The organism is Micromonospora sp. NPDC005305 (assembly GCF_040607315.1).
Classification (GTDB): Bacteria; Actinomycetota; Actinomycetes; order Mycobacteriales; family Micromonosporaceae; genus Micromonospora.
Window position 1 is genome coordinate 14,132 of record NZ_JBEXGL010000032.1, and the last position, 16,202, is coordinate 30,333.

General features: G+C 70.9%; 8 protein-coding genes. All 8 read left to right on the plus strand.

All coding sequences use genetic code 11. The features are described from left to right. Genes ABZS80_RS30830 through ABZS80_RS30865 form a run of 8 tightly spaced genes read left to right on the plus strand, consistent with a single transcriptional unit; the run spans position 1 to position 16,075 of the window. Entirely contained in the window at positions 1-2,196 is a 2,196-nt protein-coding gene (locus ABZS80_RS30830) for a putative baseplate assembly protein (RefSeq protein ID WP_355061404.1), read from the plus strand. Beyond that, positions 2,196-4,379 carry a phage tail protein gene (locus tag ABZS80_RS30835; protein ID WP_355061406.1) on the plus strand — a complete coding sequence of 728 codons (2,184 nt, stop codon included), beginning with the start codon at positions 2,196-2,198 and terminating at the stop codon, positions 4,377-4,379. The genes ABZS80_RS30830 and ABZS80_RS30835 overlap by 1 nt, the downstream gene beginning before the upstream one ends. Next, positions 4,376-5,965, plus strand: coding sequence for a hypothetical protein (locus ABZS80_RS30840; protein WP_355061408.1), 1,590 nt, complete (start codon positions 4,376-4,378; stop codon positions 5,963-5,965). Before ABZS80_RS30835 ends, ABZS80_RS30840 begins: the two co-directional genes overlap by 4 nt. Next, positions 5,958-8,036 (plus strand): ATP-binding protein, encoded by a 2,079-nt coding sequence (locus tag ABZS80_RS30845; protein WP_355061410.1) that lies wholly within the window; start codon positions 5,958-5,960, stop codon positions 8,034-8,036. Before ABZS80_RS30840 ends, ABZS80_RS30845 begins: the two co-directional genes overlap by 8 nt. Next, entirely contained in the window at positions 8,015-9,379 is a 1,365-nt protein-coding gene (locus ABZS80_RS30850; RefSeq protein WP_355061412.1) for a hypothetical protein, read from the plus strand. Before ABZS80_RS30845 ends, ABZS80_RS30850 begins: the two co-directional genes overlap by 22 nt. Then, a complete protein-coding gene (locus ABZS80_RS30855; RefSeq protein ID WP_355061414.1) occupies positions 9,376-10,692 on the plus strand; it encodes a hypothetical protein in 1,317 nt (438 codons plus the stop codon). The genes ABZS80_RS30850 and ABZS80_RS30855 overlap by 4 nt, the downstream gene beginning before the upstream one ends. Further along, on the plus strand, positions 10,689-14,234 hold the full coding sequence (locus ABZS80_RS30860) for a hypothetical protein (RefSeq protein WP_355061416.1): 3,546 nt from the start codon (positions 10,689-10,691) through the stop codon (positions 14,232-14,234). The genes ABZS80_RS30855 and ABZS80_RS30860 overlap by 4 nt, the downstream gene beginning before the upstream one ends. Beyond that, positions 14,231-16,075, plus strand: coding sequence for a hypothetical protein (locus ABZS80_RS30865; protein ID WP_355061417.1), 1,845 nt, complete (start codon positions 14,231-14,233; stop codon positions 16,073-16,075). Before ABZS80_RS30860 ends, ABZS80_RS30865 begins: the two co-directional genes overlap by 4 nt. Positions 16,076-16,202 lie beyond the last annotated feature (127 nt).

Below are 16,202 nucleotides of genomic sequence, written 5' to 3' on the forward strand. Positions count from 1 at the left end.
ATGACCCTGCCATCCCCCGTGCTCGACGACCGCAGCTACGAGCAGCTGCGGGACGAACTGCTGGCACGCATCCCCGTGTACGCACCGGAGTGGACCGACCGGGGTCCCAGCGACCCGGGTATCACCCTGTTGGAACTCGTCGCGCACCTGGGCGAGAGCCTGCTGTACCGGTTCAACCAGATCCCCGACCAGACCCGACTGTGGCTGCTGCGGCTGCTGCAGGTGTCGCCGTACCCGCCGCGCAGCGCCCGTGGCCTGGTCACGTTCACCCCGCTACGCGCCACCGGCGAGCCGGCCCAGGTCACCCTCGGATCGGCAGTGGCCGCCGGCGAGGTGCCGTTCCGCGTGCTCAACGACGTCAACGTACTGCCGGTCGAGGTGTGCGCCGCCATCAAAGCGGTGGCGGCGGCCCCCACCGACCCGATCCTGATCGACGAGTACCAGCGAGTGCTCGACGCGGCCGACCTCAGTCCCGACCAGGCCGAGCCGTACGAGGAACAGGTGCTCGGCCAGGACCAGGCCGCCGCCGGGTTCCAGCCACTGGACGTGTCGAGGGCCGTCGACCGGTGCCTCTGGGTCGCGGTGCACGCCCTGGACCGGCCGGCCGGCGTCGACCCGGCGGCGCTGCTCAGCGTGAACGGACCGCTCGGCCGGGCCCCGCTGGTGCTCGGCGTCGGCACCGACGCGGAGTACACGACGATCGACGAGGTCGAACCGTGCGACGAGTCGGCCCAGCAGCTCACGCCGGAGCCGGGACCCACCGGTCGGATCGATACGACGCTCGTCTGGCAGGTCACCACGACCGCCACCACGTCCGACGGCACGCCGATCTTCCTGCCGGTCGACGTCGTGCGCGACACCACCGACGGGCTGCGCCACGATGGCGTCATCGCCCTGCAACTGCCGGCCGCCGAACTGGACGAGATCGGCCTCACCCCGCCTGACGACGACTTGGCTGGAATCGCCGACCGGCCACCCGCGCTGGCCGACCGCCCACCCGTACTGTTCTGGCTGCGCGCCTTCCCCCGTCAGGGAGTGCCCGAACTCGGACGGCTGCGCTGGATCGGGGTCAACGCCGCCGAGGTGGAACAGGTCGCCGAGGCGCCGCCGGAGCTGCTCGGGGTGGGCGTCGGGCTGAGCGGCCAGGAACTGGCCCTCGCCAATGCGCCCGTCGTGCCCGGCACGCTGCAGGTGGAGGTTTTCCAGGGCGACAAGTGGGTGGAGTGGACGATCGTCGACACGCTGGCCGCCAGCACCCGAACGGATTGCCACCTGCTGCTCGACCCCGGCGCCGGCCGCCTGCGCTGCGGCGACAGCGTGCGAGGGCGCGTCCTGCCCGCCCAGGCGCCGGTGCGTGCCGTGACCTACCGCTACGGCGGCGGGCGGCGCGGTCTGGTCAAGCCCGGCGACATCAACACCGTGCTGGACGGCCCCGACGTCACCGTCACCAACCCCCTGTCCACCACGGGCGGCGAGGACGCCGAACCCATCGCCCGGGCGCTGGAACGCATCCCCGGAGAACTGGTCCGCCACGACCGCGCGGTGACCGCCGACGACTTCCGCGAACTGGCCACCATCCCCGGTGTCGGCCGCGCCGAATGCCTCCCCCGCTTCGAACCCACCAGCCGCAGTTTCGACGCCGCCGGCGTAGTGTCGGTCGTGGTGTGGCCCACCGAGGACCCCCGGCACCCGAACGCCCCGCGCGCCGACGCGACGCTGCTGCGCGCAGTCTGCCGCCACCTGGACGCCCGGCGGCTGGTGACGACCGAGCTGTATGTCATACCGCCCACCTACCACCGGGTAGGGATCTCGGTCGGGCTGGCGGTGAAGAAGGGGTACAGCGCCATCGGCGTACGCCGATGGGTAGAACTTGTGCTACGCCAGTACCTGGCGCCGCTGCCGCCGTACGGACCGGACGGTCGGGGCTGGCCGCTCGGCCACCGGGTCCACGGCCCGGAACTAGAAGCAGCCGTGCTTCAGGTGGAGGGCGTGGAGTTCGTCGAGGAGCTGAAGGTCGCCGACCTGCAACCGGCCCAGCCGGTGCCCGGCACCGTCAAACTGGCGGGTTGGGAGGTACCGGAGCTGACCGAGGTCACCGTGGTGGTAGGCCCCGCCCCCGACCCCGGTACCGGCGGCCCGCAACCACCACCGGCCCCCGCCCCCGTGCCGGTGCCCGTACCCAGGGACAAATGCTGATGACCGCCGTCCCGACAGTGCCGCCGGCGTCGGCCGGACGCCGCATCGCGCCCGTCGTCGGCGCCGACGAGTGGCGGCGCTGCTTCCACCACAACACCGTCGTCGACCATGTCACCGGCGACGTGCTGCTCGAGCACCAGCCTCGTCCGCCCGACGAGCAGTGGCCTCCACCAGCCGAGCCCGACATCGAGCCGGCCGGCCTGGCGTTCGACCGCGGCCACCTGTACCACGGCGCGCCCGAACGCGGACAGATCGAGCGAGTCCCCTGGCCCCGCCGGGCCGGCGCCGGCCCGGTCGACCTGCTCGGCCCGCAGCAGCCGCCCCCCGCAGCACCACCTGGCCGGCCCGGCTTCATCGCCGTCGGCGCAGCACTCGGACGGCCGCTGCGGGCCCGAGCGCTGGCGACCGACGCCGACGAGCACCTGTTCGTTCTCGACGGTGCGACCGGCACAGTCGCGGTGGTCGACCTCGCCGACGGCCGCCTGCTACGCACGATCACCCTGCCCTGGCCGCCGGTCGACCTCGCCGCCGCTGGACGGTCGGTGCTCGTGGTGACCGCGTCCCGGCGGCACCCGCTGGCGGAGGTCGACGCCCTCGGCACCCCACGCGAGGTGGTGCTGGACACCGGTGCACTGGCGGGCGTGCCACCGGCAGCGGTGCCATCACGGGTCACCGTAGGCCCGGACGGGACGGTATGGCTGCTGCTGCGCGACGGAGGTGGCGCCTGGATCACCTCGGTCACCGGCTCCACCTTGCACGCCCCGATCGCAGTGACGGGTGCAACCGACCTTGAACTCGACGGCGAGCACCGGGTGGTGGCCGCCGGGCCGCCCGACCGCCCACTACGAACCTGGGCTGTCGTCGACGGCGCTGCCAAGGCGGACGTGCCGCTGCTCGCAACCAGGTACGACGGACGGGGAATCGTGCGCACCCCTGACGGGCGGATCGCGTACTGGAACGGCACCGCGCTACGCGTCGCGTCCACCGAGCGGGTCGCGTACCTGCCCCGGGGGTACGTCGACACCTACACCCTGGACAGCCTGGCCTACCAGCAGACATGGGGACGCGTGTTCGTGGAGGCGTGCGTACCACCCGGCACCGACCTCACCGTCGGGTTCGCCACCACCGACGACCCGCCCGACGGCGGCACCGGCCCGATCACACCGCCGGACACGGCGACCACCCTGCTCGCCCGCACCCAGCCGCTGCACCGCCGGGAGACCGGCCGGGAACTGCCGTGGGCCCCACTGGATCCACACGACCGCTACGAGGTGTACGAGGCGCCGGTGTCGGCGCTGCCGGGACGGTACCTGTGGGTGCGGTTCGGCCTGGCGGGCACCAGCCGTGCCACGCCTCGTATCCGGGCGCTTCGGGCCGAGTTCCCCAGCCACGACCTGCTGCGAAAGCTGCCACGCAGCTACCGCCGCGACCCGGCTGCGGCGTCGTTCCTGCGCCGCTACCTGGCGCTGATCGACGGCCTGCTCACCGACATGGAACGGCGGGCCGGCGAACGCGACCTGCTGCTCGACCCGCGCGGCGCCCCCGAGGAACTGCTGCCGTGGCTGGCCTCGCTGATCGGCCTGACCCTGGACGAGCGGTGGCAGGCCGCCGCCCGGCGCACGCTGCTGACCGAGGCGGTCTGCCTCTACCGCAAGCGCGGGACGGTAGCGGGGCTGCGCCGCCTGCTCGAGATCTACCTCCAGTGCCCGGTGGCGATCGTCGAGGAGTTTCGGCTGCGCGGCTCCGGCGGTGCGTTCGTCGGCGGCGACACCGGCGACCCGGGACCGGCCTCTGCCGTCGTAGGCAGCACGCTGCGCGTCGGCGGCGAGGTGGCGCCGGACCCGGACACCTCGCCGGCCGACGCGTTCCGCCTGCACGCGCACCGGTTCGCCGTGCTCATCGCCGGCGACCTCGACTGCGACCGGCTCGCCGTCGTCCGCGACCTACTCGACCTTCACCGACCAGCCCACACCGTGGCGAGCGTGTGCACGGTGGGCGTCGGCATGCGGGTCGGCGTGAGCCTGCATTTGGAGGTGTCCACGATCGTCGGCCCCAGCTCTGGCTTCGTGCCGGCGGTGGTCGGCGCGAGCGCGGCCGGCCCCGCGACGATCCTCGGTCGCGGCCGGGCCGGCATCCGTGCCGGAGGCGCCCGACTCGGCGAGGGGACGGTGATCGATTCGTGAGCGTCACCGTCGACCGCCTGACCGTGCGCTGGCACCCCCACACCGACCCCGACGGCGCGGCCCGTCGCCGCCTCGACGGACTTGTCGCCCGGCTGCGCGACGACGCCCTCGAAGATGCCCTCACCGGCACGGCCGACGACCGCGACATGCTGGTGTGCCTACGGCGGCTGGCTGTCGACCACCGGATGAACTGGGCTCTCGCCGACGCCGAACTGGTCGCCGGTTGGGGCCGGGCGCTCGCCGACGCCGCCACGGCCGCGCTCGCCGCGGGCGGCTCCGACGTGGTGCGGTTCCTTTGCCGGGCGCATGCCCGTCGAGACCTGGTCACCGCGGTCCTCGCCGATGACCGGGGCCGGGCCTGGGCGTGGGAGATGCTGCGGTTGTGGCCGCCGGGGGGCGCCGTCGACGGCAGCATCGACGGCGAGGCCCTCCGGCTGGCCCTGGCCGACGCCCAGGCCGAGGGGACCGCACCGGTCGTGGCACTGGTCGTGGCGGCGGCCGCGGCCGGCCGGCTGGACCGCTTCGTCGCCCTTGCCGGCGCCGCGGCACTGGCCGACCTGACCGAGCGGGCATGGTTGTCCGCCGGCGGGTCGGTCGAGCTGTCCCCCGCAGTGGCCCCGCCGCGTTCCGGCTGGAACGGCCAGGCCGCGTTCCGTGCCTCCCTGATGCCGGCCGGCCCACCGTCCGCGGCCCAGCGCCCAGTACCCGCCGCCGTGGATCAGCCCCCCGGCGCCACGGGTCAACCCGCCATGGACGGAAACACGGCACCGCACGCCCCGGCGCCAGGCTCGGACGCGCCGACACCCGGCACCTACGGCACCGCTTCGGCGCGGCTCGCCCAGCTGGTGGCAGAGCGGTCGGTGATCCACGCCGCGACGCTCGATGACGCCCACATGGACATCGCCGTGGCGCGGTCACTGGCGGCGCTTGCGGTCCTCGAGGTCGAGCCGGCGGCGGCCCTTACCGCCGCCGCGCCCGGGGCGGTCGCGACCCTGGTCGACCTGCGGGCCGCAGCGCCCCCGGCGGATGGAGCGCAAGCCGGTGCGGTCGCCGCGCCGGCGCACCACCGCGTGCAGTCGTGGCGAACCGGCTGGGGTGGACTGCTGTTCCTGCTTCCGCTGGTCGCCGAGGTAGGCCTGCCCGACCGGGTGGCCACCGACCCGGACCGGTACGGCCCAGCGCTGCGGCCAGTCCTGCACGCGCTGGCCCGCCGCATCATCGCGCGGGCCGTGCCCGACGGCGGGCCCACCGCCCCGGACGATCCGGCTGTCCTGGCTTTCTGCGGCCTGCCGCCCGACCGCGAACCTCCGCGCCCAGTACCGGTTGTCGACGATCCAATCGACGATGAGGCCGACCGGGTTGTCGCCACGCTCCGGCGGCACCTGAGCGTCGACGACAGCATCGCCGAGCGTGCCCTGCTGTTTGCCACTTGCAGGCGGCGCGCCGAGGTTGAAGCCGACCCTGGCTGGATCGATGTGCGACTGGACCTGGACGAGGTGAGCATCGAGGCGCGCCGCGCCGGACTTGATCTCGATCCCGGCCACCTGCCGTGGCTGGGCTGCGTCGTTCGGTTCCGCTATGGCTGAGGCGATCCTGCTTCCCACCCGCGACTCATGTCCCGACCGGCTAGACGCCGCCCTCGCGCGGATGGCCGGCCGGTTGAGCGTCGCGCTGGAGGCGCTCGGCGACGAGACCGCGGCGCGGTTCCTGCGGTCGCTGCCCGGCGCGGCAGCCGCCGGCCAGGTGGACGGCAGCTGCCTCGACCTGCCCGCCGGTGGCTGGCAGCCGGTAGACCGCCTGGTGGCAGGGCTGGCGCTAGGCCCGCTCGACCGTGATCTGATGGTTCTCTCGCTGATCGGGCACCACCACGAAGGGGTGGGCGCGATTCTGCGTGCCCTGCACCCGGAGGGCCAGCCATGGCCCACGGTGGGTCTCGCGGGCACGCTGGCCGAGCAGGGGCTCCTCGCCGGCGTCGCGACCCGCGCGAGGCTGCGCACCGCGCTCGCCGGCAGTCCGCTGGCGCGAGTACGTGCGATCACCGCCGACGGCACCGGGCCCTTCCCGGACCGGACGCTGAGGCCAGCGCCGTTGCTGTTCGAGGCACTCGCCGGGCTCGACGGCTGGCCGACCGACGCCGTGCCCGACCCCCGGCCGGCTCCCTCGTGGGGGCTGGACCATTGGCTGGAACTACCGGCCGTACGGGCCGCCCACCTGGCCCTCGAACGTCAAGCGCCGGTGACCGTCCTCGCCACCGGCGACCGGCCCGGCCCGCTCGCCGGGCGCCTCGCCGCCCTGGTGTCAGCCTCCGGGCGGGTACCGGTCGTCCTGCGGACCCGCCGGCCCGACCCCGACCTGGCCACCGCCGTGCTGGTCCTCGCCCTCGCCCGTGACGTCGTGCCAGTGCTGTGGTCCGACGACACCCCAGTCGGTCAGCTCGACCTCACCGTGCCACCCGAACTCGCGGTGCCGCAGCGGTCGGTACCGCTGCTCGTGGTCTCCCGCGAGACGGCCGCCGCCACATGGCCGAGGCAGTCGCTGACCGTACCCGCAGGCGCCCTCGACCCGGCGGACCGGCACGCCGCCGCCGTCGCCGCCCTGCCAGAACTCGGCAACCCTGCCCGACCCATCGGCCCCGCCTCGATCGAACCCGGTGACCTTGCGGTGGCGGCAGCAGACGTGCGGATGCGCGCCGCCCTGCTGGACCGTCCGCTGGCATCCGACGACCTGCGGCGCGAACTCACCGCTGCCGTCGATGCCCATACCACCGACGCTGTGCCGCCTGGCGCCGTGCTGAGGCACCCTCAGGCGGCGTGGGACGACCTGGTACTCCCGCCGGACCGCACGCGCCAACTGCGCGAGGCGGTCGACCGGATGCGCGCCCAGCCAGTGGTCGTCGACCGGTGGGGGTTCCTGCCCGGTCGGCACGGGGCGCGGGGACTGCGGCTGCTGTTCTGCGGGCCGCCCGGTACCGGCAAGACCCTCGCGGCCGAGGTCATCGCCGCCGAACTCGGCCGCGACCTGCTGGTGGTCGACCTGTCCCGGCTGGTATCGAAGTGGATCGGGGAGACGGAGAAGAACCTCGCCGCCGTGTTCGACGCCGCCGAACGCAGCGGCGCGGCACTGCTGTTCGACGAGGCGGACGCACTCTTCGCCAAGCGCACCGAGGTCGGCGACGCCCGCGACCGATACGCCAACCTGGAGACCGCGTACCTGCTGTCGCGGCTGGAACGCCTCGACGGCGTCGCCGTGCTCGCCAGCAACCTGCGCCAGAACCTCGACGCCGCCTTCGCGCGCCGCATCGAGTTCATCATCCCGTTCGACCCGCCAGACGAGCAGGCCCGGCTGGCGCTGTGGCGGCGGCACCTTCCCGCTACCGCGCCCGTCGACCCCGCGGTGGACCTGAGCGAACTGGCCGCCCTGTACGACCTTTCCGGGGCGTTAATCCGCAACGCCGCCGTCGCCGCCGCGTTCCTGGCCGCCGCCAATACGGACGCGGGTGGCGACGGCGGTGCCGGGATCGGCTCCGAGCACCTCGTTCACGCCATCCGCCGCGAGTACGTCAAGGCCGGCCAGGCGTTCCCCGGTCCACCGCCGGGCGTTCCGATCCACCCATCGTCCAGAAAGGAGTCGCCGCGATGGCCGCACCGGTCACCGTGAAAGACCTCCGCGCCGACCAGGTAAGCCGACTCGAACAGACTGTCACCACACTCAGCGCGAAGTTGAACGGACTCCGGGATGAACAGGCCGCGGCGGAGGCGGAGGAGAAGTCGACAGGGATCGACCTGGCGGCGCTGCAGGCCGCCGCGTCGACGCTGCAGCAGAAACTGGCCGCCGCCACCATGGGCGCCGACCGGCACAAAATCGAACTAGACCTCGACGACAACCTACTCGCCCAGCGACCGCTGGCCATCCGGCACGCGGCGGCCCAAGAGGCGGCGGCAACCAAGGACCTCGAGGTGAAGCGCGTCACCGCCGCAAACGAGAAGGCGAAGGGCGACACCGCGCGGGCGGCAGCGGAACTGGTGCAGGCAAAGCAGGACGCGGCGGCCGCAAACGAGTGGCGCATCGCCCTGACCACCAAAGTCGTCGAGACGGTGACCAAGGCAGGCAGCCCGGCCGTCACCGTGCTGACCGCCGCTATGACCGAACGGCTCACGACGCTGCTCGGCGGGGCTACCCTGTTCCACCTGGTCGAGGCCCGGGTGGCCGACGGGCTCAACACCATCGAGGAGCGCCAGCAGGCCGTGATGCGGGCCGCCGCCGCTGTCAACGCGACCGCCGCCGCCCGCTCAAAGGTCGACGGCGCGGTCGCCCAGACCGGCGACGACTACAACCGGGCCAGGTCGGCCGTGGCGGCCGCGCAGGACGCGCCCGCCGACTTCGCCGCCGCGCTCCTGGTATTGCAGAAGGTCGTGGCATGGCCCGCGCCGACGACCGCGGTGCAAGCCCGGATCGACAAACGTGGCAAGGCAGCCACCCACTCCCGCGCGGCCGCCAACGAGCACGCAGTACGCGACGCCCTCGTCTCCGCCCGGTCGGCACGCGGAGCGCTGGCCGCGATTACCGGCCCCAAGAAGGCCCTCAACCCCGCGTACAACCCGGCCACCGACGACTCGGTCAACGCCGAACGCGAGGCGGCAGCCGCCGCGGAGGCCACGCTTGGCGAAGCCACCGCCGCGCTGACCCCGAGCCTGGTGAAGATCCTCGACAAGTGGGAGGTGGCGGTGCCGCCCGACATGATGACGCTCGCCGTCCAAGCGCTACAGGCGGCCGACACGGTGAAGCGGCTGGCGACTCTGACCGACCCGCACAAGCTCGCCAACGACCTCACCACCGCCGAGGCCGCCTACGCCGAGGCCCTAGACACCCAGCTGACCACTCAGTTGCACCAGGACGCGGCAGCCGAGGACTTGCGGGCCCGGCGCGACGAGGCGGCGGCGATACCGGACGGCGGCGACCTCCGCGTACCCGCGCTGCCCCGACCGAGTGAGTCACCATGATGACCGATCCGCCGCCGGCCATCGGGCCCGCCGCAGACCCGTTCACGTCGCTCGCCGTGCACTACGGAATGTTGCTCGGCGTCTCCGACTTCCAGGTGCTCGCCGCCAACCCAAGAGGCAAACTGCAACTCCACCAGGCTTGGCAGCACGGCAAGGGCGTGGTATGGGGCTACTGCATCGACGTCGCCGAGGACGAACCGACGCTGCTGGTTGGACCCGGCCTCGCGGTCGACGGGCTTGGCCGGGAGGTGTACTCCAGCGCCCCGATGTGCCTCAACGTCCACGACTGGCTGGAAGAGCAGGTCAAGAACGGCGCGGTGCAGCCGGGCGGGAATGCCGACCGGAAGACGTTCGACGCCCGACTGGTGCTTCGCTACGCGAACTGCCTGTCCCGCCCGGTCCCGTCCATAGGCGACACCTGCGGCCAGGCGACCAGCGCGGTCGAGTACTCCCGGATCCTCGAATTCGCGCACCTTGAACTGCGCCCCTACGAACGGCCGCAAGACTCGTCCGCGCCGATGCCGCCAGACGAGCGAAACAAGGTGTTCGAGCCGCTGCGCAGACTGGTCCGCGACCGCGTCTGCCCGGACGGGACATCCGTGCCGCCGGACGGCTGGCTGCAGGCCTTCCGCAAAGTCGCGGCCGATGTCGGTGCCTGTCTCGGCCCACCCGGACTCGTGCCACGACTGTCCGAACGCACCCGGCTCTACCCAGAGGACGAGCCCGGCGAGATCCTGCTGGCCGATCTCCCCGGCCTCGCCCTGGTACGCCTCGGCGACGGCTGGCAGCTCAAAGCCGACACGATCGACCTGTCCGTACGCCGCGCGCACCTGCCGACCTGGGTCATCGAAGAGCTGATCGCAGAACTGCTCGCCGGTTCCCCGGGGCGGCGACCGGTGGAAGACCCGCACGCGCCCCAAGTGCTCCGTATCCAGCGAACCGGCAAGCAGGTCACCATCGAACTCACGCACGACGTGGAGGAAGGCACCGTGGAGCAAGCCCTCGAGGTCCACGCCTTCGACACCCATGTGGCCAAACGAAAGTGGGACCCACGGCTGAAGTTGAACCCAACCTTCACCCGCCAACACACCGGGCAGCCGCCGACGCCAGCCCTGATCAAGTTCACACTGCCCACCCCGCCAACCTCCAAGCGGTCGTACCGCCTGGTGCTGCGGGGAACCGGTCCCACACCGCTGGTCCGCTTGGTGGACCGACGCCCAATCCCGCTCGCTGGCCGGGTGGGCGATCCAGCGGCCCCCGCCAACGACGGCCATGACGTGGTCGAGATCCTCGCCGAAGGAGTGGGGCAATGACCACTAATCCACCCGGAATCGTGTTCACCGGTGGCCCGGCGGGGCTCACGTTCGTCCCCACGGACACGCCGCTGGTCGGCCTCAACTACTTCGACGGCCGGTTCCTGCGCGCGGCCGATCTCAACCAGGAGCGCCGCGCCCAGCGGGCGTACGTGGAGTTCGCCAACCGTGCCGGCGGGCCGGGCGTGGTGCACGGCTACGACGTCTCCAAACGGAGCGACACCCGGCTCGGCCTATCCGCCGGTCTGGCCGTCGACCCGCAGGGCCGAATGCTGTACCTGCCGGAGGCGGTCGAGGCCGACGCTACCGCGCTCTTGACGCCCGCCCCCGACAGCCCAGTGGTGGAGACACCGTCGGTCGGCTTCACGTCCTGTGCCCGTTCGGTGGTGGCCACCTCCGGCACCGTCGTCGGCACCACCACGCTGTATCTGGTCTGCCTGAGCCAGGCTCAGCAGATGTGCGGGGAAACCGAGGTGTTCGGGCGACTGTGCGCGGACGCCTGCGTGACCCCCACCGACGCCCCCTACCTGGTGGACGGGGTCACGCTGTCGTTGAGGCCGCTCGTGCTCAGCGCCGCTCTGCCAGCCCTGCCCGGCACTACCCGACCCGAGGTCCACCTGCGCTCACAGGTCGCGGCCGCATACTTCGCCGAGGAGTGGCAGCAGGGCGGCAGCCTGCTGTCCGCAGCCGAGCTGGGACTGCACCGGTGGTGTGCCGGCGCGCCCCCGGCCGCCGGTGCGCCGCTGGCCGGCGCCGACGTGGTACCCCTCGCCGTACTGGGCTGGGACGGTGCCCAGATCACCCTGCTCGACAGCTGGATTGCACGCCGTGAGCGAATGACCGCCCCTCCCCGGTCGTACTGGGACGGGCGGCTCGAGCTGCGGCCCTGGCCGGTGTTCCTGGCACAGGTGCTGCAGTTTCAGTGCCAGCTCGCCGAGCTGCACGGAGCCCTCCCAGCGCCGCTGCAGCACGGCGTCGGCGCGGATCGGCCCAGCGACCCCGCGCGGGCCCTCCTCCAGCGGTCCGCCCAGGTCATCGAGCAGCTCGTCGATGAGCTGTCACGGGCCGGGCACCCGCCGGCGGCCGCGCGGACGGCGGACCTGTTCAAGGCGCGGGTGACCCAAGCACTCAAGACTGCCCCAGCGGCGTCCACATCCGCACAGGTCCTGCTGGACAACGGGTTCGTGGAGCTGCCACCGGCGGGCTACCTGCCCGTCTGCCTGTCCACCGGCGCCCCGCTGCGCCGTCAGATGGAGAACCTGCTCGGACCGGGCGTCGACCTGCGACTGTGCGCCATCCGCCAAGACCAGATCGCGCACGAACTGGAACGGGCGACCCACATGCGCCGCATCTCGCTGCTGCATGGCATTGAGCATCCAGACGCCCGGGAACCAGTCGACGTACTAGTTCCCGACGGCACCCTCCACCCGGTCGGCGCGACCGGCACCGGGGTGAGCCTAGCGGTCGACATCGCCGTCGGCACGGAGCGACGGCCCCGCCCTGTACGGCCTGAGAGCGAGCAGCTCTGCGGCGAAGAACTGACCGACTCGGCCGCGCGGAGAGGCGGGCAGCTCCAGTTCCACGGCGTGGCTCGGGTCGAACCGGGACAGGCGATCGATGCCACCGTCGTCGCCGTCAGCACCCTCAAAGAGGGAATGCAGAGCCTGATCCATCGGTTGGTCGGTCAGACCGCCGCGCCCCCCGGGCGGCCCGTCGGTCTGGCCGAGTTCGTCGCAAGCCTTGACGGGCTGAACATCGGTACCGCTGCGCCGTCGATGGCCACCGTCCGCGAAGTGGCTGCGGCGATCCTGGAACGCGTCGTCGCCCACCGCGCCAAGCGGTCCTTCGCGCGGGTGGTCTCACTGCCGCAGACGACGGACGAGCAGGTCGTCGCGACGCTGTTGTCGGTGTGGGTTCCAGTCGATCCGTTCACGCTGCCCGAACTGGGCAGCGCCCCGTTCAACGCCACCTTCGAAATAATCCTTCCGGGCCAACCCTCGACGGCCATGACGAGTCGCCTGGACGGCCGAATCCAACGTGGCCGCGATTTGGTCAGCACAGCAGGGAAACAGGTGGAGCTAGAAGTGAGCGGTGGAGTTGAAACCCGCATGAGCAACACCCATCACCCAAACGCATTTTCAACGTTCAAACACAAGTTCGTGGCGCACCGGATGGCGCTGGAGGGGTACGAGGTCGTTGCGGTCACCGATGCCGGTCTCGAAACGGGCCCGGACCTGCGAAGAAGCCGGGGCCGACGGCGCAGGTGGATCGCCGCAGCGGCCTGGAAGGGCTCTCCGGTGCATGCGCGGGGGGTGCTGCTGAACATCGACCAGGTGGGATCGTCTGACGACGCCCTGGTCGCAGCGCTCGGCGCGGCGCTGCGACGCGACCCGTACCCCCGAGGAACGAGACAGATCGGCGCCGCCGACGGGACAGAGGACCCGACGATTGCCGAACCGAAGAACGAGTACCACGCCGTGGCCGTCTTGGGGCTGCAGATCCTGTCGGCACTGCACCTTGACGACAAAACATACGTTGAGCGCGGCGTGCGGCGGCTGTTCCCGCCTCCCGCCACGCCATCAGCCGAGGTCCGGGCGACGAAGGACTGGGTCCTTTTCCGCCGGCGCCTTCACGAGCAGTGCGAGGGCCCGGTAGACGCGCCGTCGGTCGCACCGAGCCGGGTCGCGGTGTGGCTGTTCCGCGCCGCGGACGAGGGGCAGGCGCGGGATTTGGAGGCGCTGCTGCGTGGCAACGCGGGGGAGGAAATCCCGTGGCGGAAGGTCGACGTGGTGGAGTTCGAGCCGGGGACCACCAACCTGCTCACCAAGTCAGCAGCGTGGCAGAGGCACTACACGGACGCTGGCGGCGCGAACACCATCCGGTTCGCCGGCTACGGCGTCGTCCCGGGATCGGCCACCGCACCGGTCAAGGTCGGCCAGGGCCGGGCATTGGCCCTCGTCTACGCGTGCGCCGGCGTGGCCACGCTCGCCGACGACGGCGACGGAGACCTCATAGTCAACCCGCCCGCCGACCAACTGGAAGCCGGCACGGACGCGTCGATATTCCTGATCACATATGAGGAGGTGCACGACTGCGTCCAGGTGATCGCGGTCGACGCCTGCGGCGACGGCGGGCAGGCCCTGGCTGATGCGGTGCGGTCGGGCAACGTAGACGACGTTGACCAGTCCGGAGAACAGTTCCACGTGCTGGCGGACATCGACTTCAACAGTGACTCGGACCGTCGCGAGCTCATCGGGCAAATTGGAGGAGCGCTGAACGAGTACGCGTGGGAAGTGCGTCAGCGGTGCGACACGTCATCCCCCGTGGGCCTGGAATCGGTTGCCTGGACGCGGGTCCCGCGTGACCAGGAGGCCGTGGCAGCCGATTACTGTGCGACCATCTATAGTGGCCTGCGCCGCAGCGTCGGCGGCAGCCACGTGGAGTGGTTGGGGCCACCGGATAGGCCAATGTCGATCCGCTTTCCCGGCGAGGGTTGCCCGACCAGACTGTACTTCCTGCTGACACCGGCCCAGATCGGTTGATCATCGTGGCCACCGGCGTTTCGTCAGCCGACACGGACAGAAAACCCGACAACGACACCCGCCCGAAAACCGCCGAGCAGACACCAGCTAGCGCGTCGGCGACCCCGACGGCACCCGCCGCCGCGACCGCCGGCGGCAGCCTCGGAGAGCGTGCCGTCCAAGCAAAGGCGACCGTGGGCAACGCCGCGATCGGCCCGGCCGGCGCACCCGCGGCGGCACTACCCGGTCAGGCACTACCCGGTCAGGCACTACCCGGTCAGGCCCTTCCCGGTCAGGCACCGGCCGGGCCTTCCGGGCCGCTCGGTGAGGTCGAAATCCCGCTGGGCAATGTCAACATCTACGACCGGACCGAGAAGCCGAAGGTCTGGAGCAAGGACATCGCCGCCGCGACAGTCATGACCATTCCGATTCCGGAGCTTTTAGTTGCCACGGTCTCGATTGGGGCGCGGGGACGAGCGTTCGCCTATTTCAACGCATGGTTCGGGCCAGTCGAACTACAGAACTTGCGCCTCGGCATGAGTAGGGAGCAGGCGATGATTATGGCTGCCGGTGCACTCTCGCCGGTAGCTGCCCCGGTCGCCGGTGTCCTGGCCGCCCCCATCTCGCCGATGGCAGGAGCGGCCCTCGCCATCTTTGGTGGTCCGGTGGCGAGGTTGGCGGCGCTCCACACAGTGTACAAAGGCCCATTCAAGGCGTCGGCCCAGTTGTACGCGCCGGTCGGAGGTATGGTGCGCTTTGGCGTCGCCGCCGGACTCTCGGTCGATGCGGAGATCGCGAAAACGTACAGCGTTATCGCGCTCGACGCCGGGGTCGAAGGCAGCGTCGAACTCGATCTCGGCCTGGTGCACCCAGAGGGCCCTCCTCCCACGATCGAGATCAACTATGAGAACGGCGACCTTGACTTCCAAAAGAGACTGGATCTGGCCGCAAACCTCAAGCTGGAACTGCTGCTCAACGCATATCTCCGGACCCAACTATTGGGCAAATGGGACTGGTACAAGAGCTGGAACGTGGCTAGAACGCCACTCGACAAGACTTGGCCACTGAGCCCGAGGTTGAAGATCGAGAACAAGCGCGGCGGGGATGCGGGCGAGGTGAAGCCGGGAGGCAACCCACTTGCGAATTCGATCATGGCGAGGATTGGTGATACCAAGGTCGAGCTAACGCTTGGCAACGATTCCGACGACCCGAGCGAGAAGGACGCCACGGACTTCCTAACCCAAGCTTTAGAGAGCAAGAAAGACAAGGAGGAGAAGAAGGAGGAGTTGCAGCCGGGTGGCGGAGCAAGTGGGCAGCGCCGCAAGCACCGCGAGCCCCTGGGAACCCGGGACGACCCGATCCTGATGAGCTGGTACAAGCCGCCGCACTGGTACGCCGACCCGATTTACCTCGATATAGGCAAGGGGCCGCAGCCTTTCAGTCGCACCGAGCGGGCGATTCTTCCCCATGGCGAGGGCATCGGGGTAAGGCGCTGGCCGAGGGTGGGTGAGGTCTTCCTCATTACCGGAATCGCCACGCCTCGATCTGGGAGCATGCAGGCAGCGTTTCGGAAAGCCCTGGAGAAATACGGGTTCAAAGGCAGAGGCTGGGACGCGGACCACGTCTGGGACCTGGCGTTGGGTGGATTCGACGATTATTCGAATCTGTGGCCGCTGGAGTCGGGCGTCAATTCAAGCGCCGGCAATTGGCAGCTTGGTCAGGGCGTAAAATATAATAAGGAAGAGGACCCGCCCGACGCGCGCCGTCCGGCGAAGGCGATCAAGGACAATCCGGATTTGGCGAGCAAGTACTTCAAGATTCGGGACTTCAGGGAGCCACCTTCATCGCCACCGTCGGACTGACTCAGGACGGCTCTGTTGCGTTGACCGTGGGCAAGATCGAGGCAGGCTTGAGCGTGGGTCTGAGTCGAAAATGAACCTCACTGGACCGGGGTGACGATCGCCTGATAGCCAAGTTGGTGGAGCTGAC